Below are 26,702 nucleotides of genomic sequence, written 5' to 3' on the forward strand. Positions count from 1 at the left end.
GCCCATAAAACCTGATATTTGTCATGCTTTCAGCAGCCTTCCTGTTGTTGTTTTGTTCTATCAAAAGGAGAAATCAACTCAAAATTTGTATCAATGGAAACAATCAGTAAAAAGGCAAACTTCCAGTTCGCTACAGGATCATGGGCTAAAAAAATCGATGTCAGGGATTTCGTTTTAAATAATATTACTCCGTATTACGGAGATGCCTCTTTTCTGAAAGGCGCCAGTAACAGAACAAAGAAGTTATGGAAAATCTGTTTGCAGGCGATGAAAGAAGAACGGGAAAACGGAGGCTGCAGGGCTATTGATACAGAGACCATCTCAGGAATTTCCAGTCATGGACCCGGTTATATCAACAAGGATCTTGAAGTGATCGTGGGTCTGCAAACCGATGAGCTTCTTAAAAGAGCCATGAAACCTTTTGGAGGTTACCGCGTAGTAGAAGGTGCGGTTACCGAAAGAGGCCTACAGGTCTCTCCCCGCGTTACTGAGATCTTTCAGTACACCAAAGACCATAACAATGCCGTATTTTCTGCCTATGATGCTGAGATTAGAGATTATCGTTCCTACGGAATCCTTACGGGACTACCAGATAATTATGCCCGCGGAAGGATCATTGGAGATTACCGTCGCCTTGCCCTCTACGGAATTGATCGCCTCATCGAAGCCAAAGAAGCCGATAAAGTGGCCGTGGCCGGTGAAATGACAGATCATAAGATCAGGCTGCGGGAGGAAATTTCAGACCAGATCCTGGCACTCCAGGAGATGAAAAAGCTCGGCCAGTCTTACGGACTTGATCTGTGCCGTCCTGCAGAGAATGCTCAGGAAGCTGTACAATGGGTGTATATGGCCTACCTTGCCGCAGTAAAAGAGCAGGATGGTGCTGCTATGTCCCTCGGAAATGTTTCTTCTTTCCTGGATATCTATATAGAAAGAGATCTTGCTGAAGGTCTTATTTCCGAAGAAGAGGCTCAGGAGTTGATCGACCAGTTCGTAATGAAACTTCGAATGGTAAGACACTTGAGACCGGGAGCATATGATGAGATCTTTGGAGGAGATCCTACCTGGGTAACCGAAGCCATTGGCGGACAACTGCAGGATGGAAGAACCAAAGTTACCAAGACCTCCTTCAGATTCCTACAGACCTTATATAACCTTGGCGCCTCTCCGGAACCAAACCTTACCGTATTGTGGTCACAGGACCTTCCTGAAGGTTTTAAAGAATTTTGTTCAAAAGTGTCAATTGATACCTCTTCTATCCAGTATGAAAACGACGACCTGATGAGGAGACTTAGAGGAACAGATGACTACGGAATCGCTTGCTGTGTTTCTCACCAGGAGATCGGGAAAAGGATCCAATTCTTCGGTGCCCGCGTCAACCTTCCAAAAACTCTATTGATGGCGCTTAACGAAGGTAGGGAAGAAAAAACCGGGGAAAAGATTTTGGATCAGATCGATGCCCTAAAAGGACCTTATCTCAATTACGACGAGGTGATGGATAACTTTAAACTCGCCATGATACAGGTGGCCGCGGTATATTCCAGGACCATGAATATCATCCACTTTATGCATGACCGCTATTACTATGAAAAGGCACAAATGGCTTTAATAGATTCAGATCCGGGTGTGGATATGGCCTATGGAGCTGCCGGGATCTCTATCATTGCCGATTCCCTTGCAGCCATTAAACATGCTAAAGTAAAACCGGTCAGAAACGAACAGGGACTTACCGTTGACTTTGAAATAGACAGGGATTATCCAAAATTTGGAAATGATGACGATCGCGTGGACGCCATCGCCCGTGAGATCACTGAATTCTTTTCAAAAGAACTCGCCCGCCATAGATGTTATAAAGATGCCGTGCCTACTCTTTCTCTGCTCACTATTACCTCTAATGTGATGTATGGAAAGAAAACAGGTGCCACTCCCGACGGAAGAAAAGAAGGAGAAGCTTTTGCTCCCGGAGCAAACCCAATGCACGGGCGTGATACCAACGGTGCAATTGCCTCCCTGAATTCGGTGGCCAAGATCAACTATAAATATGCCATGGACGGGATTTCCAATACCTTTTCGGTAGTGCCAAAATCTCTTGGAAGCGATCGGGAAGACCAGGTGGAGAACCTTGTGACACTTTTAGATGGTTATTTCTATAAAAACGCACATCACCTTAACGTCAATGTTCTTGACCGGGAGACTTTGATGGATGCCTATGAACATCCTGAAAAATATCCGCAGCTTACCATTCGAGTGTCGGGTTATGCGGTCAATTTCACCAGGTTGTCTAGGGCTCATCAGCTAGAGGTGATCACCAGGACCTTCCATGAAAATATGTAGAAGAATTTAGAGCAGCCCAGGGTATTTATACCTTAGGCTGCTCTCACTATTAAATCCATTGCAATGATCGAGAACGGAATTTTGGGTGCCCAGGATGTGAGTCGGCTAAATGAAGGAGCTAATGAGAACCTTCGGGTTCATTCTATAGAGTCCTTTGGAACCCATGATGGGCCGGGTATACGCATGGTTATTTTTGTGCAGGGCTGCCAGTTCCGCTGCCTGTACTGTGCTAACCCCGACACGATGGATGTCAATGGTGGTAACTTCTACAATGTTAAAGAGCTTGTGAAACGGGCAGAGGCCCAAAAGTCTTACTTCGGGAAAAAGGGTGGAGTTACGGTTTCGGGAGGAGAACCATTGTTGCAACGAACTCCGCTTCTTCAACTCTTCAAAAAACTTCATGAAAAGGGCATTAATACAGTTCTTGATTCTAACGGAAGAATTTTAGACAAGGCTGCCAAAGAACTTCTCGAAGAGACCGACTTGCTGATGCTGGATGTGAAGCACTTTAATAATGGCTGGCATAAAAAACTTACAGGTCTATCCAACAGTTCAACTTTAAAAGTTGCTAAACACAGGGAATCTACCGGAAAACGAATGTGGTTGCGATATGTGTTGGTGCCCGGATGGAGTGATCAAGAGGAATATTTGCATGAACTGGGAAACCATTTTAAAGACTATAAGACGATTGAACGCATTGAGGTTCTTCCATACCATCAATTAGGGGTTCATAAATGGGAAGCGCTGGGAATGGAATATAAACTGAAAGGAGTTGAACGGCCATCCCCGGAAGAGCTGGAGAGAGTCCGGAATATTCTGGAGAAATATTTTCGAGACGTTCGGGTAAATTAAGTGTTGTTTTTTGGGCCCTGACAGATTGCGAAATCTGTTGGGGTTTTTTTGAAATCAAATCTTTAGAGACCTCACAGTCCCGATAGTTATGGGTACTGTGAGGTCTTGTTGTTTTTTCATCAATCCCTAAAATACCCTTAACGGCTTCTGCTGTTTTTTCTCCTTTGCTTAACTTGTAGGAAATCAAGTAATTCCTAACCAACCAAACCAGGCATGCGGCAGCTCATCATCAAAGTTCCCAAAGGAAATAAAGAAGAAATTCTTGGGCTGGTAGCAGATTTTAAAGGCAAGAATACCATCTGCCTCTCTGAAGAACAAAATGATGTTTTTGTGCTTTTCCTGCCCAACCAGAAGGTCAATAACTTCCTTCAGCACCTTGATAAATATGAAAAACCGGAGATCAGCCTCATTCCGAGGGGGGTGATCACCTTGTATCCGCCGGCAACCGATTCTCCTGAACAGGTGGCCGATGTGCAACCTAAAAGTTCGCTGGAGATCTACCTGGGCGGCATTCAAAGTGTAGGTTCCATCAAAGGGCTCATTGGTTATTCCATTGCGGCGGGAATTATTGTGTGGATCGGGCTGTATACTACCACCGTTTTTCTGTTGGTCGCTGCTATGCTGGTGGCCCCATTTGCGGGACCTGCCATGAATGCCGCCCTGGCAACTTCAGCAGGGAAGATGCCTCTTCTAAAAAGTAGCCTCGCCAGGTATGGTCTGGCGATTGGAACCGGGATCCTCGCGAGTTTTTTCATGACCATTATCTTTCCGCTGGAGACGCTTACACCCTTAATGGTAGAAATTAGTCAGGTGTCAAAAGTGGCACTTTTGCTGCCACTTATTTCAGGTTTTGCAGGCGCCATAAACATTGTACAATCAGAAAGGGACAGTTTGGTTTCGGGTGCGGCAGTGGGAATCCTTGTTGCGGCTTCGCTTGCCCCGCCGGTCGGGCTCATTGGAACGGGACTTTACCTCATGGACTGGGAGATCATAAGCAGTAGTGTTTTTCGGGTGGTGCTGCAGCTGTTGGGAATCCACCTGGCTGCAACGCTCGTGTTCTATTTCTACGGAAAGGTTACTCCCAAAGGAGTCCGGTTTTTGCAGGGAAGCAGCAAAATGACCTGGTTCACCAGCGCATTCGTCGCCCTGTCAATTGCCGCTATGATGTACTGGCAATTCAGTCAGCCGCCATTTCTTCGGAAAGCAAGTATGAATACAGAGCTTACCGAAAAACTGGATTCCGAACTTGACAAGATCGACTTTATCGAGGTGATCAAGAAAGATGTGAACTTCACCAACACCATAATCAATGGAGAACCTACAGTGAGCTATGAGGTGACGGTGCTTCCGAAGAATACCAACTTATCAGAAAAGGAGATCAAAAAAGCCATTATTGAGCATCTCAAGAAAAACCTGACCTACCAGGACAGCAATATTCACGAGGTGTATCTCATCAATGTGGCCGAAGAATGATTCTCAAAAAGGGGATTTAGAAGAACTATTTTTAGAAGTGCAAAAATGCATCTTCCAGATGCTCAATGCTGGTGCCTTTTTTGTTCCTGATGATAGCCACAATGTCAAAGCGCACATTTACATCCAGCGCCTGTTGATTGACAAAAAAATCAATAGCCTTAACAAGGGAGGTTATCTGTTTCTGTTTCACAAAGTTCTGCGGATCACCAAAATCGGGAGTGCTGCGGGTCTTTACCTCCACCACAGCCAGCACGTTGTCCTTGCGGGCAATGATATCAACTTCTGCTTTTAAGTAGCGGAAATTCCGGGCCACGATCTCGTAACCTTTTTTAATGAGAAAACCTGCGGCCAGTTCCTCTCCCTCTTTTCCCAGTTCGTTGTGCTGTGCCATCTATTCTCCCTGGTAAACGATCGCACGCACCCGTAGATCAAGATTTCGAATCTCTTCCACAAGTTTGGAATCAAGTATATGATCCCCGTAGAAGCTCTGCGGCGGGGCATTCACCGGCTCCAGAAATACCCGGATGTTCGATTTGGCTAACTTTCCGTCTTTCCAGTCTACGGCCCCACTGTAATCCCAACCGAATCCGTAGACATCGATAGGGCCGTTGTTGAGCGCTAAAAGATCGTCGTAAGAAGTGCTGCCAATCTTGATCCCTTCTTTTGAGGTCCAGCGGCCGTCGTTCTCACAGTAGATCTGGTAAACCTTTTTCCGGTCTTTGTCTTTCCACAATACCAGCAGCTCATCTTTGGTTTCAGGATAGAGCACGCTGTAAGCCATTTCAACCGTGCCTTCTTCAAAGAGGTCTACTCCTTCAGCTATACGGGCATCGGGAAAGGCTTTTTGCAGGTCACCTTTAGAGATCACTGTGGCCAGGTTTTCAAGTTGATATTTTTCCGAAGCATCACCTGTTTTTCGGCTTTTACAGGCAACTATACTTAACAGGAGCGTCAAAAAGAGGATTTTACGCATTTCTTTTTATTTTAAAAGTAGGCACATTTGGCGCAAACCAATGGCCTTTTGCAAGAATTTAACGCGTAATCCCTCGTACTTGCTTAACTTTACAGCCTTTAAAACTGAACCAGAATTTTTAATGGAATCACCTAAGAGATATACGATCACGGCAGCTTTGCCATATACCAACGGCCCTATACATATTGGGCATTTAGCGGGGGTTTACGTGCCTTCAGACATCTACGCGCGTTTTTTGAGAATGCAGGGAAAAGATGTGGCTTTTGTGTGCGGTAGTGATGAACATGGCGTGCCGATCACTATCAAGGCCAAAAAGGAGGGCGTGAGTCCGCAGGATATTGTGGATAAATACAACGCGATCATTAAATCCTCTTTTGAAGACTTCGGAATTTCTTTCAATAATTATTCACGCACCTCTGCGGAAGTGCATCACAAAACGGCTTCGGAATTTTTCAAAAAATTGTACGATTCCGGAAAGTTTACCGAAGAGACCACACAGCAACTTTATGATGCTGAAGCCGGACAGTTTCTGGCAGACCGTTTTGTGGTAGGAACTTGCCCTAAGTGTGGCTACGAGGAAAGTTATGGCGACCAGTGCGAAAAATGCGGAACCAGCCATAACGCCACCGACCTGCTGAATCCAAAATCGGCTATTACCGGTGCCACTCCAACTCTGAAGGAGACCAAACACTGGTTCCTGCCGCTCGACCAATACGAAGGCTGGTTAAAAGAATGGATCCTGGAAGGTCATAAAAAGGACTGGAAACCTAACGTGTACGGGCAGGTGAAATCCTGGATCGACGACGGCCTGCGTCCACGTGCTGTGACCCGTGACCTTGATTGGGGAATTCCGGTGCCGGTAGAAGGGGCTGATGGGAAAGTACTTTATGTGTGGTTCGATGCCCCAATCGGTTACATTTCTTCAACCAAAGAATGGGCAGAAAAGACCGGCAAGGATTGGGAGCCGTACTGGAAAGACAAAGACACTAAACTCATACATTTTATAGGGAAAGACAATATCGTATTTCACTGTATCATCTTCCCCGTAATGCTGAAGGCGGAAGGAAGCTATATACTTCCGGAAAACGTACCGGCAAACGAATTTTTGAACCTGGAAGGCAACAAGCTCTCCACATCAAAGAACTGGGCGGTTTGGTTGCATGAGTACCTGGAAGAGTTTCCGGGGCAGCAGGACGTGTTGAGATACGCTCTTACCGCCAATGCACCCGAAACCAAGGATAACGACTTTACCTGGAAAGATTTCCAGGCGAGAAATAACAACGAGCTGGTTGCCATTTTTGGGAACTTTATCAATCGGGTAGTGGTGCTCACTAATAAATATTACGACGGAATCGTGCCTGCTCCGGGAGAAAATTCCGAAGTTGATAAAGAAGTATTGGCAGAGCTGAAGGCCTATCCGGCTGTCATTGCCAGTTCCATTGAGCGTTACCGTTTCAGGGAAGCCCAGGCAGAATTGATGAATGTTGCCCGCCTCGGAAATAAATATCTGGCCGATGAGGAGCCGTGGAAACTGATCAAGACAGATGAGGAGCGGGTGAAGACCATTATGTATGTGGCACTTCAGATTGCTTCCGCGTTGGCGACTTTAAGCGAACCATTTTTGCCTTTCACTGCTGAAAAATTGAAGCGCATGCTCAATTACGGAAAGGCTTCTTCCGAAGCGACCATAGAAGAGAACAGACACGATGAGTGGCAGGAGATCACTGAGAAAGAGGAATTACTGCCGGCCGGCCATCAGATTGGTAAAGCCGAATTGCTTTTCTCCAAGATAGAAGACGAACAGATACAAAAACAACTGGATAAATTGGAAGCGACCAAAGCAGCGAACAAAGCAGAAAATCAAAAAGCCGAACCTCAGAAAGAGATAGCCACTTTTGAAGATTTTACAAAAATGGATCTGCGGGTGGGGACTATTGTAGAGGCCGAAAAAATGCCAAAAGCCAATAAACTTCTGGTGTTGAAGGTAGATACCGGTATTGATGTACGCACCATAGTTTCAGGGATCGCGCAGAGTTTTAAACCCGAAGATATCATTGGGAAGAAAGTGACCGTGCTGGTCAACCTGGCCCCGAGAAAGCTCCGTGGAGTAGAAAGCGAAGGCATGATCCTAATGACCGAGAATAAAGAAGGAAAACTGGTCTTTATCAACCCTGATGAAGACGGGGTCAAAGAGGGGACGGTGATTTCTTAAAAACACTACAAGACCTCACAGGTTTTCAAAACCTGTGAGGTCTTTACCTTTGAACATGCTCAAAATCGCCTACCATCCCATCTTTAAACACCCTTTACCCGAAGGTCACCGTTTTCCGATGGAAAAGTACGAACTGCTGCCACAGCAGCTCCTTCATGAAGGCACCTGTTCCAAAAACAACTTTTTCGCACCCGAACCCGCGAGCGATGAAGATGTGCTGGCCGTGCATCAAAAGGAGTATTTTGAACACCTGAAAAACCTCACTTTAGATCCAAAAGCCGTAAGAAAGATCGGTTTCCCACTTTCAGAAGCGCTGGTGGAGCGGGAGCTGAGGATTGCTCAAGGCACTATTGAAGCTTCTGAATTTGCCCTTGAGCACGGAATTGCGATGAACATTGCCGGTGGCACTCACCATGCGTATTCCTATCGCGGAGAAGGCTTCTGTCTCCTAAACGACCAGGCTATTGCTGCAAGTTACCTGCTTCGGAAGAACCTTGCAAAAAAGATCCTTATCGTGGACCTGGATGTGCACCAGGGAAATGGAACTGCCGAGATCTTTGCTAAAGAATCTCGAGTTTTTACGTTCTCCATGCACGGCAAGAAAAACTATCCCTTCAAAAAAGAGTTTTCTGACCTCGATATTGAACTGGAGAACGGAACCGGGGACGAAGATTACCTTGGCCTTCTCAAAAATACGCTGCCAAGGTTGCTGGACGAACAGGAACCCGATTTCAGTTTTTACCTCAGCGGGGTGGATATACTTGCCACCGACAAATTGGGAAAACTCGGCTGCACCCAGGCAGGATGCAGAGAACGTGACAGGTTTGTTTTGCAGATATGTCATGACCGTAAGATTCCGGTGGAGGTGAGCATGGGCGGCGGCTATTCTCCGCAGCTTCGGAATATTGTAGATGCCCACGCCAATACCTTCAGATTGGCGCAGGAGATCTTCTTCTGATCTTCCGAAGAATTTTCTTCTTAAATTTATATTAAAGCCTCATTTTCAGTCTCTTAAATTTTTTACATTTAAGGAGACCTCCCAGCTTTTTTAACCAAAACTTTTTCAGTTATGAAGAGAATTCTTTTTCTCCTGCTGTTCCTGTTCCTTTACCTTCCGCAGCAACAGGCACAAAATTTCAAGGCAGATGACATTGACATCAAGTACGAGCGATTTGAACTGCCAAATGGTTTAACCTTGCTCGTACATGAGGATCACAAAGCGCCAATTGTTGCAGTCAACGTTTGGTACCATGTAGGTTCCAAAAATGAGAAACCCGGAAAAAGCGGTTTTGCACACCTTTTTGAACACCTCATGTTCAACGGAAGTGAAAATTTTGACGACGACTACTTTAAGGCAATTGAAAGTATAGGTGGTACGGATGTCAATGGTACTACCAATGAAGACCGCACCAACTATTTCCAAAATGTTCCGGTAGCGGCTTTGGACCAGGTGCTGTTTTTGGAGTCTGATCGCATGGGACATCTTTTAGGGGCAATAGACCAGGCAAAGCTGGATGAACAACGGGGTGTAGTTCAGAATGAAAAAAGACAGGGGGAAAATCAGCCGTATGGGCAACAATGGAATTACCTTACAAAGGCCATGTTCCCAAAAGGGCATCCTTATTCCTGGACAGTGATAGGAGAAATGGAAGACCTTAATGCGGCTTCCCTGGAAGATGTTCAGGAGTGGTTCAAATCTTACTATGGTGCTGCAAACGCGGTGATCGCAATTGCAGGAGACATTAAGCCCCAGGAGGCATATGATAAGGTGCTGAAGTATTTTGGAGATATCCCTTCGGGGCCAACCGTGGAAAGGCAGGAGGTGAATATTCCGGTACACAATGGCAATACCTACCAGGTGTATGAGGACCGGGTGCCCGAAAGTAGGGTTCTTTTCGCATGGATCACACCAGAATTTGGGAGCAGGGAAGATGTTTATTTTGACCTTATTGGTTCCCTTCTCAGCAACGGAAAAAATTCCCGACTTTATAAGAAATTGGTCTATGAAGACCAGATCGCGTCCAGCGTAGTTGCTTTTGAAGCATCTGGAGAAATTGCCAGTTCGTTTGTGGCCTATGCGAACGTAAAACCGGGCGGCGACGTGGAAGAAGTAAAGCAGAAACTTCTGAATGAAATAGAAAAGTTGGCTAAGGAAGGTCCACGACCCGAAGAGCTCAAAAGAGTAAAAGCAGATTATATGGCCAATTTCATCAAGGGGATGGAACGCATAGGTGGTTTTGGAGGTGTTTCAGATATCCTGGCGTCGAACGAAACCTATTTTGATGATCCTGAACATTACAAGAAGGTGTTGAAATATGTGGAAAATGCCACTCCACAAGATATTCAGCAGACTGCTCAAAAATGGCTTTCCAAAGGCAGGCATACCTTAATAGCAAATCCTTTTCCTGATTATAAGACTGTCGCTTCCAATGTTGATCGTTCTAAACTACCGGAAGTGGGACAACCAAAAGCATCTAAATTTCCCGATATAGAAAGAGCTACTCTTTCCAACGGAATGGACATTGTCTTGGCAAGGCGCGAAGGAGCTCCGGTAATAGAAATGGACCTTGTTTTTGATGCCGGTTACAAGACCGATTACCTTTCCAGGCCGGGTACGGCTGCTTTAGCTATGAACCTGCTGGACGAAGGCACAAAAAATATGAATTCATTGCAGATCGATGAAAAATTACAATTGCTGGGGGCCAATCTTTCAACAGGTTCAGACATGGATGTCTCCATGGTTAGTCTCAGTACCTTAAAGCCGAGTCTTGACGAAAGTCTTAATCTTTTAGCTGATGTATTGCAGAATCCTTCATTTCCGCAGAAAGAATTTGATCGCCTCAAACAGGAGCAGCTTAATAATATTAAAAGGGAAAAAGCTCAACCTATCACAATGGCCATACGGGTAATGAACCGATATTTATATGGGGAGGATCATCCATATAGTACCCCTTTCACCGGTTCTGGTTATGAAGACACAGTAGAGAAACTCACCCGTGCTGATGTTCAAAAGTTTTACGAACAGTGGTTGCGGCCAAACAATGCTGCGCTGGTAGTAACCGGTGACATTTCCATGAACGAACTCAAATCAAAATTGCAAAATTCCCTGAAGGACTGGAAAAAAGGGGAGGTGCCTGAAATCAGCTTTAATAAGGCCAAAGTGGAAAATCAGAATACCCTTTTCCTCATTGACAGACCCGAATCTCAGCAGTCGGTAATTATCGCCGGAAACCTGACCGGAAAATACGGGGAATATCCTGAAGTGGCTGTGGAACAAATGATGAAGATCCTTGGTGGGCAATTTACTTCAAGGATCAATATGAATCTGCGGGAAGACAAGCATTGGTCCTATGGTGCCGGTGGCTTTGTGATGGGAGCGCAGCAGGAAAGGCCATTTTTGGTCTATGCCCCGGTACAAACCGATAAATCGGCAGAATCTGTAAAAGAACTGCGGAAAGAGCTGGAAGAATATGTCACAACCCGTCCTGCGACTACCGAGGAACTCGAAAAAGCTAAAAAGGATCAGGTACTGGCGTTGCCGGGCCAATGGGAAACCAATAACTCGGTAAATAATTCCCTGGTAAACCTGGTCAAATACAATCTGCCCGATGATTACTATCAGAAATATGACTCCATGGTAAGAGATCTTTCCATAGAAGATGTGAGGAAGGTAAGTAAACAGGTGGTGAAGCCGGAACGGGTGAATTGGTTCATTGTTGGCGACAAAGCCAAGATCGCGGCAGAACTGGATGAATTAAATTTTGACAGAATAATTGAAGTAGATCCCGACGGGAATCCTTTAAAACCGACTATAGTTGAAAAGGAGAAGACCGATTTGAAGAATTAGCCAAAAAAAGATCCCGCTGAGAAGCGGGATCTTTTTTTTATAGCGAAGACCTTTTCCAGGAATGAAGTATAGCTAATAGGTCAAATTAAAATTTTAATTCCTTAAGATAAGTGCTGTTTTTGTTTCGCCCTCAATCGTAATGCTTAAGATATATTGACCTGTATTATTTAATACAGTTCCAATGTTATAACTTACCAATTCATTTCCGATCCGCGAAAAATTAACCCCTGGTATTAAGCTTGCTCCCTGATAAACCCTTACCTGAACATTATTTAGGTTTACAGACTGAGAAAATGAAAGCCTCATATAATTAGAAAAGGGATTGGGATAAACAGTAACCACCAGGTTCCCTCTGAATTTTAATGAGGTTGGATTACTATTGCTGTCAATCACTTCAACAGTAGTTATTGAGCTGGAGGAATTTCCTGAGCCATCTGTCGCAGTAAAAGTTACCTCATACTCTCCCGGAAAGCTAAAGCTTGATCGGTCAATAGAAAATTCCAGACTATTGCAGTTATCGCTCGAACCATCATTAATGTCAGCAGGAGATAGATCTACGGAAGCAGCTCCGACCAGATCTAACGTGTAAGTTCGTACAGAAGAAGCTGATGGTGAAAACTCATCTACCACAGTAACTTTTGCTGGAGCAGAACCAATATTTCCAGATTCGTCCGTAACAGAAAGTGTAACTAAATTTTCACCAAGATCATCACAGTCATAAATTGGATTATCCAGTTCAAAGTACAGGTTTTTTAGTGGAGTAAGGTTATCGTAAGAACCATTATCAATATCTGCCGGAGTTACCTCTGCAAAACCATCCTTGTCGAGGTAAACAGTAACATCTTTGGTTACAACGGTGGGCGCTTCACAATCACCGCTGTTGGTATACCTGGCTTCAGGATCTTTAACCCAGCCACCCCATGTCTTGGATTCATCATCTACTCCTATACACTGCAGGTTAGGATTACCGGAAGCATCCATAAGAGTTATAGCGGAATTATTTCCATTTCTCAGGTCCAGGTTGGTTAACTCATTACTACTTACATCAACACTATTAAGTTTATTTAGATCCTTTAGATCAATAGAGGTAAAAAGATTGCCTGAAACATCCAGGATTTCGAGGTTCGTCAGATCGCCCCAATTAAGTTGGTTTAATTCATTACTTTCTGCACGGAACTCTACCAATAATTTTGGGTTGCCAATCATCAAACCGGTAAGTTGGTTTTGTGAAACTGTAATACTGGTAAGCCTGGTGTTTTCTGTAAGGTCAATTTCATCAAGAAGGTTATTTGAAAAATCAAGGGATTCAAGATTTACAAAGCCTTCTATTCCTGTAGCATCTATAATTGAAGAATTACTGACATTTAATGATATTACAGCCTCAGCATCAGAAACCAGGATATTACCTGTAAGTCCATTTGAGTCTATATCTCCTAATGCCCGTTCAAAATTCTCATCAGGGATAAGGATGACTTCTTCAGCTTGTTTACAGTTATCACTCAAGATTACTCCCTGGTCTATCTTCCATTGAGAGTAGGGATTAGACGTATCTTCAGGCGCATCAACAGAAATACAGGTAAGTAAGTTTCCGGTCGCTTCCATAGTTCCTAAAATGCTGTTGTTGCCATTTCTAAGATCCAGCTCTTCCATGCCGTTATTCATAACATGCATTTCTACCAGTTGTGAATTATCGGTCAAGCTGATTTTAGAAATGGCATTATTGTTCAAATAAAGCTGCTGTAAGTTCAAATAATTATTCCCATTGAAATTATTTAAATTATTATCATTTAAAAGTAGCCTTTCCAGGTTGGGATAGATTGCGCCATCAAAATTATTCAATCCTGTTCCTGAAAGGTTTAGAGAGGTTAAGGTTGGATATCCATTTGTCCTTGTTACCAGGGTCATATTTTCATTGAATTGTGCATCTACTGTCTCAATAACCGAAAGCGGAGTGATATCCAGTTCAGAAAGCTGATTATACTGGACACTTAGGTGCCGCAAAGCAGTATTTGAAGAAAGAATCAGAGAAGTCAGATTATTATTCTGAAGAGACAGATTCCAAAGATTGGGATTTTGCGAAAGATTTATAGAATTCAACCGGTTGTCATTCAGGATTAATTCCTCGAGCTCCGAATTATTCGACAGATCTACTTCGGTTAATTTACCATATCCTACCTGAAGTGTCACAAGGCTAACAAAAGCTTCTATACCGGTCAGGTCTTCAATTTTTTCAGTGATAGTTAGTCGTGGATCAGCAAAAGAATTTGTACTACCATCTGGCAGTGTAGGGAAGTTTAAATTGAGACTTGTAATATTTTCAGTATCTTCTCTCAATATGGAAGTATTCACTACTCCGTCGCTATCAACACCAAGGTCAATTAGTGCCTGTTCGAAATTAGGGTCGGGGATATGGATAAAGTCCCCGCAATCTTCGCTGAAGTTTTTGCCTGAATTTATCATCGCCTGGGAAATCACAGGATCTGCGTTAATGCAGGTCAGGTTTGGTGCATTATTGACATCAAAATAAGTAACCTGAGAATTATTCCCATTCCGCAGGTCCAGGTGCTTAATATTACTATTGTAACCCGTAGATAAACTATTAATTGGATTATTAGATAAATCTAAAACCTCTATTTGGGTATATTGAGTTTGTAAGTTTTCAAGTAAGGTCAATTTAGAAACATCCACCTTTGTAAGGGGATTTTGCCCCAGACTTAAATGAGTGATGTTTGTGTTCTTACTCACGTCTATTGTGTACAGGTCATTCACTGATAATTGCAATACTTCCATTTGAGTGTTATGGGTCACATCTATTGAAGAAAGATTATTTCCATTCAGGTTCAAATGAGTTAATTGAACATTGGGGTTAACGTCAATTGAAGTTAATTGGTTCCATGAGCCAGATAAATGGACCACTTTTGGAATACCGCTTATATCAACTTCTGTCAAATTATTATTTGAAAAATTCAACCAGGTTAAAGTTTCTGTTTCAGGTAAAATTAATTTCTCTATACGGTTAAAAGGACAATGCAGATTCCATAGAGAAGTACTGGCAGAAACATCTAAATCGCTTATCTCGTTAGAATGGCATGTCAAATAGGTCAGATTTGTAAAAGCCTCTATTCCGGTTAGATCCTGTATCTTATTATTCACATTAGGTAAGCTGGAATTATTATCTGCCTTTGAAACATCCAAAGAATATACCCTTTCGGCATCGCTTCTCAGAATACGATGGTTTATAGTTCCATCACTATCTATATTAAGGTCAATTAGTGCCTGCTCGAAATTATTATCAGCAATGAATACTGCTTCTTTGATCAATTCATAAGTCCAAAATACCCCTTGATCTGATTCGATCACTAAGGTCATTCTGTTTCCATTTTCTGAAAAGGAAACATTGTAGGTAATAGTTTCAGGAGCTGCATTAGGATCTTCCAGCTCACTTCCATTTACCACTTTTGCCAAACCTAAGAATGCCCCTTTCCCAATTAAGGTTAATTTACCTGTCTCCGGTGTGTATTGATAGGAAGCATCTAAGGAGCCATCATGAGGAGCAACTAATGCCCCACATTGTAATTCTGAAACACCCTGAAATTCGGATAGGAAGGTTTCGTCCCCCAGAATATTTTTAAAAGATCCATCCTCTCCAAACTCATAGATATCATCGAAGTAGCATATTCTTTCAGAAAGAGTTGCTTCCGTTACCTGCCACCATAAACCTGATCCCGGTTCCGGTCCCACCTTTAACGCTCCTGCTTCAGGAGCGATGATCCATTTCCCTGCTATTGAAGTGGAACAATCTTCGCTGAAGGTCTTATACGGTAGATTCATACGGTCTGAGATCTCAGCATCTGATCTTATACAATTAAGTTTAGGTGTATTATTAGCCTCGAAATAAGTTACATTCCTATTATTGCCATTCCTCAGCGTAACATATTCTAAAGGTGTACCGGAGAGACCATATATAGTCAAATTTGTGTTGGCATCAAGATCTAAATGGGTGATAGGGTTTCCATTACACCAGAACAGTTCAAGAGCGAGATTTTTAGAGACATTTATTTCCGAAATATTATTCAATCCAAATCCCAAAACCCTAAGTGACAAATTATTCCTGACGTCTAAATCAGTTAGTTGATTCCTGCCGCACTCCAGAATTGTTAGAGCTAAATTATTGGAAAGGTCCAGCTCCTGTATTTGATTGTTATCAATGTTTAAAACTGAAAGGACAGGATTATTACTAATGTCCAATTCCGTCAATTGGTTTTCTGTACCGAGCAATTCGGTCAACTGGGTATTGTTGAAAAGGTTCAATTCCTGAATTTGATTTTTTCTACAATCCAAAACTGAAAGCGAAGTAAAAGCCTCAATGCCTGTAAGGTGTTTAATTTTTTCATTGACATTAGGCAAGCCCTGATTGTTAATGGGGTCTGAAATATGTAATTCGGTTACCCCTACGGCCTCGCTTCTTAGAATACGGTGGTTTAAAGTTCCGTCACTATCAATTCCAAGATCAATAAGTGCCTGCTCGAAATTATAATCAGCAATAAATACCGCTTCTTTGATCAATTCATAAGTCCAAAACACTCCCTGGTTTGATTCGATCATCAAGGTCATTCTGTTTCCGCTTTCTGAAAAGGAAACATCGTAGGTAATAGTTTCAGGAGCTGCATTAGGATCTTCCAACTCACTGCCATTTACCACTTTTGCCAAACCCAGAAATGCCCCTTTCCCAATTAAGGTTAATTTACCTGTCTCCGGGGTGTATTGATAGGAAGCATCTAAGGAGCCATCATGAGGAGCAACTAATGCACCACATTGTATTTCTGAAACACCCTGAAAGGGTTCCAATATAGTTTCGTCCCCCAGAATATTTTTAAAAGATCCATCCTCTCCAAACTCATAGATATCATCGAAGTAGCATATTCTTTCAGAAAGAGTTGCTTCCGTTACTTGCCACCATAAACCTGATCCCGGCTCCGGTCCCACCTTTAAGGCTCCGGGTTCGGGAGCGATGATCCATTTTCCTGCGAAAAGAGTAGAACTTTCATTCTGTGGTTTTTCGATCTTCCAGTCATAGTCTGGATCTATAAAATTCGATCCGTCCTTAAAATAAGTTTCTGCATTAAGGCCTTGAAGGCAAATTATTAAAGTGCCAAACAATTTTAAAAGAAAGGAGTTAAGAGATCTCATAATAAAAAAGTATTGGTTGATGATTCGTTAGACAAGGCAAAAATTCCCGTACTGTAATAGACCGGAGGGGATGGTGCTATCGATAGTGGGTAAAATTGAATTGAGGGATCTTCTATTTACCCCGTGTCAATGTGTTCACTTCAACTGAGGAGGAAATAAAATAAACGTCCAACCTGAATCAAGCGGTTTCAAAGTCAATAACAAGCTTGGATAAGTTTTGAAATGCGATAATGTTGGACTTATATCCTTCAGTAAATAGAACAATATTTGTAAATATAGAAGACTTGCTGAATTCGATGCAATACCCCTTTTTAAGTATTTTTTTATCGATTTTTCGTGCTCAAAACAGCAATATCGAAGGCATTTTTCTAAAATTTAATAGAAAATTTAAAACCTGTTGAGCTAAAATAATTACCTTCAGGATTGAGGTAAAAAAATCGGCTAACATGAACCAACCAGATAGAAAATCTACCCAAAAGGTGAAATCGGTTTGGAATACAAAAAATGGGGTAAGAATTCCAAATCCCCATAAAAAGTTTTTTGGACCACTTATTAATACAATCGCCACCCTATTTTCACCCGGTGATTACTTCTATTTCACGTTCGATTTTTCTTCTTTACAAGTGACTTTTGTGAGTGAGGAGGTAAAAGAAGTGTTGGGGATTGAACCTTCCGAATATAGTGTTGATTTTGTCTTTAAGAATCTGGATCCAAATTATCTAAAAGAATACCATAAAATTGAAAATGCCGGATTCGATTTTCTGATAAATTACTTGCCAACAGAAGACATAAAAAAATATAAGGTCTGTTATTTAATGAAGATCAAGGCTAATGACGGCACTTATAAGATCTTATTACATCAATCTAAAGCAATTACTATCTCTCAAGATGGTAAGGTGCAGGAAGTCTTCTGTATTCAGACGGATCTTTCTTCTTATGATATAAAAATGGATTATTCCATTTCTTTTATTAGTGATACATGTCCTTCTTATTACCTGGTAAACACTGATCCTCCTTATTGTTACGAAAAGATAACGCATTCCCTTACGGCAAGAGAAATGAATATTGTCCAGGAACTGGCCAAGGGAAATTCAAATAAAGAAATAGCTGATAACCTAAGTATTTCACCACATACCGTAAAGACCCATAAAAAGAATATTTTGAAAAAAACCAGATGCAATAATACCCCCGCGTTGGTTGCGAGGAGTATACGTGAAGGGCTTATAAAATGAAAATGAAGGAAGTTAGGAACACATCTCTTGATCATTGGTCAAAAGAAAATCTCATTAATAATTTTGATCCTTTTTCTGTTGCCTTGGATTTAATGAATCAAGTGGGATCCATGTTCGCTGTTGGACCTTTTTATTTTTATTTGGTGGATATCAAGGATATAAACTTGTTGTATGTTAGTGAAGGTACCAGGAATGTTCTGGGCATTCCTCCTTCAACCTTCAGCTTAGAATTACTTGATGATATATTGCATCCTGATGATGTGCCCATTAGAGAGAAATTGATCGAGTTTTATTCTGATACCAAAAAAGGGTTCGAAATAAGCAGTTATAAAGTGTCTTATGTACTCCGCTTGAAAAATTCTGAAGGACAATACCGAACCATCTTGAATCAAAGCAAAATATTAGGTGACACTCTGGATTATGATCAAAGTAAAATTATAAATATTCATACAGATATCTCCTATTTAAAAGCCAGCCAGGATTATCAAATTTCCTTTACCTGTAAAGAAAAACCTTCCTATTATTTAGATATAAAAAAGAAAAAACTACAACTAGGAAATAGAGCTACCGATAAGCTTTCTGAAAGAGAATTAGATATTATAAAACATACAGCACAAGGAAAAAGAGCTGAAGAAATAGCTGATCATTTCTTTATCTCAGTGCATACTGTCAATACTCATAAGCGAAATATTATGAAAAAATATAATTGTAAGAATATGTCTCAATTAATAGCTGATTTTCTGCGTAAAGGACTTATTTAGCGCAGACCTAAATTTTGAACCATCTTACAGAAACACTTCAAAAAACAACAAGCGCGAGATTTTCCCGCGCTTGTTATTCAAAAATGACATTTTTGACATGTTTTTCCGGAAGCCTTAGTTCCCGGACACTTAGGTTTTAAGTCATAAGCACACCCGGGCTGACTCAATTTCTATGGTGCAGAAATATTTAAACAAAAAAGAGGTTGCCGGAGCAACCTCTCCTAAATCCAGAATATTTTAATTTCTTATTATGAAAGCTGTTTTTGTTTGGCCTCCAATGGTGATACTTAGGATATATTGACCTTCAGATATCAGAATATCGCCAATATTATTACTTACCCATTCATTCTCATCCCGGGAGAAATTAACCTGGGGGAATTCTCTTGCTCCCTGATAAACCGATACCTGAACATCATTCGGGTTTACAGGCTGAGAAAAAGAAAGTTTCATATAATTAGAAAAGGGATTAGGATAAACTGTGACTACAAGATTTCCCTTAAATTTTAAAGACGTGGGATCAGTTTTACTGTCAACCACTTCAACAGTAGTTATTGAGCTGGAGGAATTTCCTGAGCCATCTGTTGCAGTAAAGGTGACCTCATACTCCCCGGGGAAGCTGAAGTCCGACTGGTTGACTGAAAATTGGAGGTGGCCACAGTTATCGCTCGAACCATCATCAATGTCAGCAGGATTTAAATCTACCGAAGCAGCTCCGGCGAGGTCTAACGTGTAAGTTCGTAAAGCGGAAGCTGATGGTGGAATATCATCAATAACAGTCACAATAGCTGTTGTTGTACCCGTATTCCCAGATTCATCAGTTACGCTCAAGCTTACCTCATTTTCGACAAAAAGATCTCCACAATCAAAGTTTGATTTGTCCAGATTGTAGACCAAATCCTTTTGCTGACTTACATTATCAAAAGAGCCATTATCAATATCCACAGGAGAAATACTGGCAAGGCCATCTTTGTCCAGATAAACAGTAACATCTTTGGTTACAACGGTGGGCGCTTCACAATCACCGCTGTTGGTATATTCAGCATCGGGATCCTTTTTCCAGTTATCCGGAATATTTGTTTCATCATCCACTCCTATACATTGCAGATAATTACCGGAAGCATCCATGAAAGTTATAGCGGAATTATTTCCATTTCTCAGGTCCAGGTTGGTTAACACATTACTGCTTACATCAACAATTTTAAGTTTATTCAGCTCCTTTAGATCAATAGAGGTAAAAAGGTTACCCGAAACATCCAGGATTTCGAGGTTCGTCAGATCCCCCCAATTTAGTTGGTTTAATTCATTACTTTCTGCATGTAGCTCAATTAGTGATTTGGGATTGCCAATAATTAAACCTGTAAGATTGTTTTGAGATACTTGTATACTGATGAGCCTGGTGTTTTCTGTAAGGTCGATTTCATCCAGAAGGTTGTCTGAAAGGTCCAGGGCTTCAAGATTTACAAAACCTTCGATCCCGGTTGCATCGATAATATTTTCACTAGATACCTCCAAAACGGTGATTGCCTCGGCATCAGAAACCAGGATATTACCTGTAGGACCATTCGTGTCAATACCCTGAGTTATAAGAGCCTGTTCGAAATTAGAATCAGGGATCAATATGACTTCTTCAGCCTGTTTACAGTTAAGGCTTAACTGAACACCCAGATCCAGATCCCAGTCACCATAAGGCACTGTGTTATCTGTAGGATCATCTACCGAGATACAGGTAAGGAGATTTCCTGTAGCCTTCATAACAGCCAAACTCACATTATTCCCATTTCTTAGATCCAGCTCTTCCATCCCGTTATTCATAACATGCAGTTCTAACAGTTGTGCATTACCGGTCAAACTGATTTTAGAAATGGAATTGTTGTTCAAAAACAGGTGCTGTAAGTTCAAATTATTATTTCCGTTGAAATTACTTAAGTTATTGTTGTTTAACAGCAACCATTCAAGATTTGGATAGGTTACGCCATTAAAATTACTTAACCCTGTTCCGGAAAGGTTCAGAGATGTCAGTGTTGGATTTCCATTCAGCCCTGTTAACAGTGTCAGGTTTGCATTAAACTGTGCATCTAATCTTTCAATAACCGAAAGCGTAGTGATATCCAATTCAGAAAGTTGATTGTGCTGAACACTTACACGTCTGAGAGCGGTATTTGAAGAAATATCTAAAGAAGTAAGTTGGTTATCCTGAAGATTAAGATTCCATAAATTTGAATTTGCTGAAAGATCTATAGAACTGATTCCTGTAGAATGTAGGAAAAGCTCTTCCAATAATGGATTACCCGAAACATCAATTCCTGCCGTCATGTTATTCCTCATTATGCCAAATCTCTTTAGGTTAGGGAGCATGGAGATATCTACCGAATTCAACTGGTTATCATTCAGGAATAATTCCTCAAGCTGGGTATTATTCGAGAGATCCACTTCAGTTAATAATCCATATCCCACCTGAAGGTTAGTAAGATTGACAAACGCCTCTATACCTGTAAGATCAGCAATTTTTTCAGTAATGGTTAGTCTTGGATCCGCAAAAGAATTTGTATTACCGTTTGGCAATTCAGGAAAGTTCAAATTAAGACTTGTAATATTTTCAGCATCCTCTCTCAATATTGAAGTATTCACAACTCCGTCGCTATCAACTCCAAGGTCAATTAGTGCCTGTTCAAAATTAGGGTCAGGAATGTAGATAAAGTCACCACAATCTACACTAAAAGATTTCCCGGAATTGATCATTGCCTGGGAAATGTCAACATCGGTGTTAATACAGTTTAGATTTGGGGTATTCTCCGCCCAAAACTCATTTAAATCTATATTATTCCCATTCCGAAGATCCAGATGCTTGAGATTAGGGTTATTCCCAAAATACAATCGGCTAATTGGGTTATTAGATAGATCCAAACTGTAAATCGCAGTATTGTAGATTCCCAATCCAAAAAGCTTCGGATTCTTGCTAAAATCCATATGTGTCAGATTCGGATTTTCAGCTACCCAGATCTGAGCCAAGTCTGCATTTTGGGAAATATCAACCGTAGTAAGATTGTTTCCTTCCACTGTTAAAGCCCATAATTTTGGATTCTGGGTCACATCAATTTCAGAAAGATTATTATAACCCAACGCGATATTTTCAAGCTCAACATTATTGGTAACATCAACCTGATCCAGATTATTTTTTTCAAGCCAGAAGATTCTTAGCTTTTTATTTTGGGATATATCGATTGAAGATATCTGGTTATTTATCAACTCAAGCCTTTCCAGTTCTGTTAGTGAATTAATGTCAACAGAGGTCAATTCATTAGACCAGGCCCTTAGAAAAATAAGATTTACAAAAGCTTCAATACCCGTGAGATCCTGAATCTTTCCTTCCACATTTGTGATATCGGAATTTGCGTATTTCTGTTCATTTTCTGTTACAAAAGCTGGATTTGTAATATTTAGAATTTGGACTGCTTCAGCATCGCTTCTTAGAATTGACTGATTTATAACCTCATCATTATCTATCCCTATATCAATCAGTGACTGCTCAAAATTTGGATCAGCAATAAAAACATAGTCACCACAATCAATACTAAAAGATTTTCCGGAATCGATCATTGCCTGAGATATGGAAGCATCTGCATTGATGCAGGTAAGATTAGGAGTGTTAGCTACTATGAAAAGATCAACATTGGCGTTATTTCCGTTCCGAATATCCAAATGGGCCAGGTTGGAATTATTGCTCGCCCGGAGTTTGACTATGGGGTTGTTGGAAAGGTCCAGTTGAACTAAACTATTATCTTGGATAAAGAGATTCCAAAGATTTGTATTGACCGATAAATCAATCTGACTTATCCCTGTCCCATGAACAAAAAGTTCCTCCAATAAGGGATTACCGGAAACATCAATCCCTGATGTTATGTTATTTCTCATGATCCCGAATCGCTTTAGGTTTGGGAGCATGGAGATATCTACGGAATTCAGCTGGTTATCATTCAGGAATAATTCCTCGAGCTGAGTATTATTCGAAAGATCCACTTCAGTTAATAATCCATATCCCACCTGAAGATTAGTAAGATAGACAAACGCCTCTATACCTGTAAGATCAGCAATTTTTTCAGTAATGGTTACTCTGGCATCGGCAAAAGAATTTGTATTACCGTTTGGCAGTTCAGGAAAGTTCAAATTAATACTTGTAATATTTTCAGCATCTTCTCTCAATATTGAAGTATTCACAACTCCGTCGCTATCAACTCCAAGGTCAATTAGTGCCTGTTCAAAATTTGGGTCAGGAATGTAGATAAAGTCACCACAATCCTCACTAAAAGATTTCCCGGAATCGATCATTGCCTGGGAAATTTTAGCATCGGCATTGATACAGGTTAAATCTGGTGTATTCTCAACTCTAAAGTAACTTAGATTGAGATTGTTCTCATTTCTAAGGTCTAAATTCTGTAATTGAGTATTGTTCCTCAGGTCCAATCTCCCAATAGGATTATTTGAGAGATCAAGGGCCGTCAAGCTAGTTTCCGAAATTCCCAGATACTCTAGTTGGGTGTTGTTATGCAAATTAACTTTTGATAAGTTATCGGTACCCAGGAACAATATTTCGAGATTTGGATAGGGTGAGCCATCGAATTCTGTAATTCCCACATCCACAAATTGTAGTTGCCTCAGGGATGGAGCTCCTTCGGGCCTCGTAATTAGTTTGATATTCTGATTAGAAAGTACTGAAATGTAATCTATTTTATTAAGTGCTGAGATATCTAATTCGGCTAGATTATTTCTCCATGCAAGTATAGTATGCACTTCAGGTAACATTGAAACATCAAGAGATGTTAGTTGGTTTCCTCCAAGGGATAGTCGCTCAAGCTTTAGGTTGCTCGACAGGTCAATACTCTGCAGCTTATTATAGTAGAACCAAATCTTGACCAATTCGGTGTTTTTAGAAATGTCTACGCTAGTTAAATTATTCTCTCCAGCCTGCAATTCTGTTATATTTACAAATGCCTCAATACCTGTTAAGTCTGAAATTCCTTTGCCAGAAATTTCCAACCTGCCAGAAACAGCTTCTGCATCACTTTTTAAAATAAACTGATTAGCAATACCATCACTATCAATGCCATTATCGATTAGTGCCTGTTCAAAATTAGGGTCCGGGATATAGATAAAGTCTCCACAATCTTCACTGAAGGATTTACCGGAATCTATCATTGCTTGCGAAATTTCAGCATCGGAATTAATACAAGTAAGATCTAGGGTATTGTCTGCCCAGAACAGATATATATTCTGATTGTTCCCATTCCTTAGATCAAGATGCTTTAATAAAGGATTGTTAGCAATACCTAATTTGGTAATTGGGTTTTTAGATAAATCCAAACTTGACAAGGAGGTGTTATAAATTCCTACTCCGAATAACTCTGGATTGTTAGTGAAATTCATATGGGTGAGGTTTGGATTATCACCAACCACGATCTCTGCTAATACTGTGTTCTGTGACACATCGATGGTGGTAAGATTATTGGCCTGAATAGTTAATTCCTTTAATTTCGTATTCTGAGTCACATCAATTTCTGTAAGATTGTTGTAAGCCAATGAAATTTTCGCTAATTCCAGGTTATTAGTTAGATCAATCTTATAAAGCTTATTGTTACCGGCCTGCAGTTCGTTTAAATTCTGAAATGCTTCAATTCCGGTGAGATCGGCAATTCCTCTGTTAGAAACATCTAAACTACCCGAAACAGCTTCTGCATCACTTTTTAAAATATATTGATTAGCAATACCATCACTATCAATGCCATTATCGATTAGTGCCTGTTCAAAATTTGGATCAGGAATGTAGATAAAGTCACCACAATCTTCACTAAAAGATTTCCCGGAATCGATCATTGCCTGGGAAACCTCAGGATCTGAATTGATACAGGTTAGGTTAGGAGTGTTATTAATGACAAAACTGATGACATTTGAATTATTGCCATTTCTAAAATCTAGATTGGACAATAATGAACAATCAGATGCAGAAAAATAAGACAAGACCGGATTATTTGATAAATCCAGAACCGAGATATTATTTCCAGACAAATTAATAGCACCTAAATTCAGGTTTTTTGACATGTCTATACTCTCTAATCCCAGTCCGTTTAGATATGCCGCTTCAAGTGCTAAATTCTGAGTAAAATCTACAGTCGAAATATTGCTGTAAGCAATATCAACTTGAATCATATTTGAATATAAGGAGAAATCTAATTCGGAAATCGGGTTATTCCTTAAGTTAATTCTTTCAACTAAATTAGGTTCTGCAAAAGTAATACTGGTAATAGAATTATCATCTGCGTATAAGTCTTTGAATTTCGAATTGGAAGACAGATCTAATGTGCTAAGTTGATTATTCCATATAGCTAATAAAGTTAATTCAGAATTATTGCTTAAGTCAATTGTATTAATCTGATTATCTTGACAGTATAATTTGGTGATATTAACAAAGGCCTCAATACCGGTTAAGTCTGAGATATTCTTGTTGGATATATTAAGAATACCCGTTTGGGTTTCAGCGTCACTTCTTAAAATATACTGATTAACTATACCATCACTATCAATACCGTTATCGATTAGTGCCTGTTCAAAATTAGAATCTGGGATCAGTAGATATTCCGGTTTTGTAGCACAGTCTATACTATAAATCACACCGGCATCTTTGCCCCAATCCGGCCGGTTGATTCCCACCATTCCGGAATCCACCTGAATACACTTCAGATCGGGATTTTGGTTCGCCACTAATGAGTATTCATTCCAATCAGGAGGAGTAAAGTCGGCATTGTTTCCATTGGCAATATTTAAACTTGTAAGGTTATTATTTAAAACAAATAATGTTCTGAGGTTTGGATTGTTTGAAACATCCAGACTCACTAGTTGATTATGATCGCTGTAGAGTTCTTCCAGTTCCGGATTGGATAGCAAATTGAGCTCTTGCAGGCTGTTTTCCCATAGCTCCAGAATTTTAAGGTTAGGCAAGTTTGAAACATCTATGGCGTTAAGACTATTCCCTCCTGCATGAAGTCCCCATAGATTGGGATGATCTCCCAGTATAAGGTTGGAAATGGAATTGCGGTTGATATGAATTTCCTCTAATAGGATATTCTGAGTAAGATCAAGGTATGCAAGCTGATTATTATTGGCATATAAATATTTCAGATTTTCAAAAACCTCAATTCCTTCAAGACTTACAATATTCTTTGCAGTTACATCAAGTATTTCAATAGTTTGTACATCACTTTTAAGGACTGTACCATTAACAACTCCATCACTATCAATGCCTTTATCAACTAGTGCCTGTTCAAAATTTGGATCGGGGATATTTACAATTTCTGAACCGAATTGTGCAGAGGATTGAGTGATAAAAATTAAAGAAAAGCTCAAAAATTGAAGCAAGCTGAGGGATGAAAATTTCATAATATGGCGGTTAAGTTGGTTAGCGGACAAAAATGTCCTGTTTTCAGTTTTTAGAGGTGATCGCTCTTAAAATTTGAACAAAAAAGTGCTGAGCAGGATCAAATCAATTGTTCCTGTTGCTTTTATGTGGTTTAAAACTGAATAGGGGATAAAAACATCCTGAAACTATTATAATTTTCAATATTCACCATAATTTTTTGCATTATTTTCGACAAATAGGGCATTATAATAGGAGAAAATCATCTTTTGTAGGAATTTTGGAGGCTTTTTCTTACAAAAAAATGCTTGTTAATTAATTGATCATCAGTTAGGTGTAAGTGGGCCTGAGAATCATTTGGTAAAATTTTTTCTGGGGTTTAAAAAACAACAAGCGCGGGAAGATCCCGCGCTTGTTATTCAA

At 40.7% G+C, this 26,702-nt stretch carries 12 protein-coding genes; 8 read left to right on the forward strand and 4 right to left on the reverse strand.

Annotation, left to right across the window (positions count from 1 at the left end; all coding sequences use genetic code 11):
- The first annotated feature begins 93 nt into the window (after positions 1 to 93).
- From pflB to ACNORC_RS03440, 3 genes are all read left to right on the forward strand, one after another.
- Positions 94 to 2,334 (forward strand): formate C-acetyltransferase, encoded by a 2,241-nt coding sequence (gene pflB, locus ACNORC_RS03430; protein ID WP_418334187.1) that lies wholly within the window; start codon positions 94 to 96, stop codon positions 2,332 to 2,334.
- A gap of 63 nt (positions 2,335 to 2,397) precedes the next feature.
- A complete protein-coding gene (gene pflA / locus ACNORC_RS03435) occupies positions 2,398 to 3,186 on the forward strand; it encodes a pyruvate formate-lyase-activating protein (RefSeq protein ID WP_418334188.1) in 789 nt (262 codons plus the stop codon).
- A gap of 213 nt (positions 3,187 to 3,399) precedes the next feature.
- Positions 3,400 to 4,659: a DUF389 domain-containing protein gene (locus tag ACNORC_RS03440; RefSeq protein ID WP_418334189.1), complete on the forward strand. Its 1,260-nt coding sequence runs from the start codon at positions 3,400 to 3,402 to the stop codon at positions 4,657 to 4,659.
- Positions 4,660 to 4,690: 31 nt separating this feature from the next.
- Here ACNORC_RS03440 and ACNORC_RS03445 read toward each other — a convergent pair whose 3' ends face one another.
- Both ACNORC_RS03445 and ACNORC_RS03450 read right to left on the reverse strand, forming a co-directional pair.
- The gene (locus ACNORC_RS03445; RefSeq protein WP_418334190.1) at positions 4,691 to 5,050 is read right to left on the reverse strand and encodes a YraN family protein; all 360 of its coding nucleotides are present in this window, start codon (positions 5,048 to 5,050) and stop codon (positions 4,691 to 4,693) included.
- Positions 5,051 to 5,632: a hypothetical protein gene (locus ACNORC_RS03450; protein ID WP_418334191.1), complete on the reverse strand. Its 582-nt coding sequence runs from the start codon at positions 5,630 to 5,632 to the stop codon at positions 5,051 to 5,053.
- 121 nt (positions 5,633 to 5,753) lie between these two features.
- Here ACNORC_RS03450 and metG point away from each other — a divergent pair, with 121 nt between their 5' ends.
- The 3 genes from metG to ACNORC_RS03465 all read left to right on the forward strand — a co-directional run bounded on the left by metG (position 5,754) and on the right by ACNORC_RS03465 (position 11,691).
- Entirely contained in the window at positions 5,754 to 7,844 is a 2,091-nt protein-coding gene (gene metG, locus ACNORC_RS03455; RefSeq protein ID WP_418334192.1) for a methionine--tRNA ligase, read from the forward strand.
- 55 nt (positions 7,845 to 7,899) lie between these two features.
- Positions 7,900 to 8,802 carry a histone deacetylase family protein gene (locus ACNORC_RS03460; protein ID WP_418334193.1) on the forward strand — a complete coding sequence of 301 codons (903 nt, stop codon included), beginning with the start codon at positions 7,900 to 7,902 and terminating at the stop codon, positions 8,800 to 8,802.
- A gap of 111 nt (positions 8,803 to 8,913) precedes the next feature.
- Positions 8,914 to 11,691, forward strand: coding sequence for a M16 family metallopeptidase (locus ACNORC_RS03465; RefSeq protein WP_418334194.1), 2,778 nt, complete (start codon positions 8,914 to 8,916; stop codon positions 11,689 to 11,691).
- A gap of 93 nt (positions 11,692 to 11,784) precedes the next feature.
- On the opposite strand, the gene ACNORC_RS03470 is transcribed toward ACNORC_RS03465, so the two are convergent.
- A complete protein-coding gene (locus tag ACNORC_RS03470; protein WP_418334195.1) occupies positions 11,785 to 16,881 on the reverse strand; it encodes a hypothetical protein in 5,097 nt (1,698 codons plus the stop codon).
- Between the two features lie 446 nt (positions 16,882 to 17,327).
- Here ACNORC_RS03470 and ACNORC_RS03475 point away from each other — a divergent pair, with 446 nt between their 5' ends.
- Together ACNORC_RS03475 and ACNORC_RS03480 are read left to right on the forward strand one after the other, a co-directional pair.
- Positions 17,328 to 18,113: a helix-turn-helix transcriptional regulator gene (locus ACNORC_RS03475; RefSeq protein WP_418334196.1), complete on the forward strand. Its 786-nt coding sequence runs from the start codon at positions 17,328 to 17,330 to the stop codon at positions 18,111 to 18,113.
- Positions 18,110 to 18,874: a LuxR C-terminal-related transcriptional regulator gene (locus tag ACNORC_RS03480; protein ID WP_418334197.1), complete on the forward strand. Its 765-nt coding sequence runs from the start codon at positions 18,110 to 18,112 to the stop codon at positions 18,872 to 18,874. Before ACNORC_RS03475 ends, ACNORC_RS03480 begins: the two co-directional genes overlap by 4 nt.
- Before the next feature lie 237 nt (positions 18,875 to 19,111).
- Here ACNORC_RS03480 and ACNORC_RS03485 read toward each other — a convergent pair whose 3' ends face one another.
- A complete protein-coding gene (locus ACNORC_RS03485; protein WP_418334198.1) occupies positions 19,112 to 26,302 on the reverse strand; it encodes a hypothetical protein in 7,191 nt (2,396 codons plus the stop codon).
- Positions 26,303 to 26,702: the final 400 nt, after the last annotated feature.

This window comes from Salinimicrobium soli (assembly GCF_048323655.1).
Lineage (GTDB): Bacteria > Bacteroidota > Bacteroidia > Flavobacteriales > Flavobacteriaceae > Salinimicrobium > Salinimicrobium soli.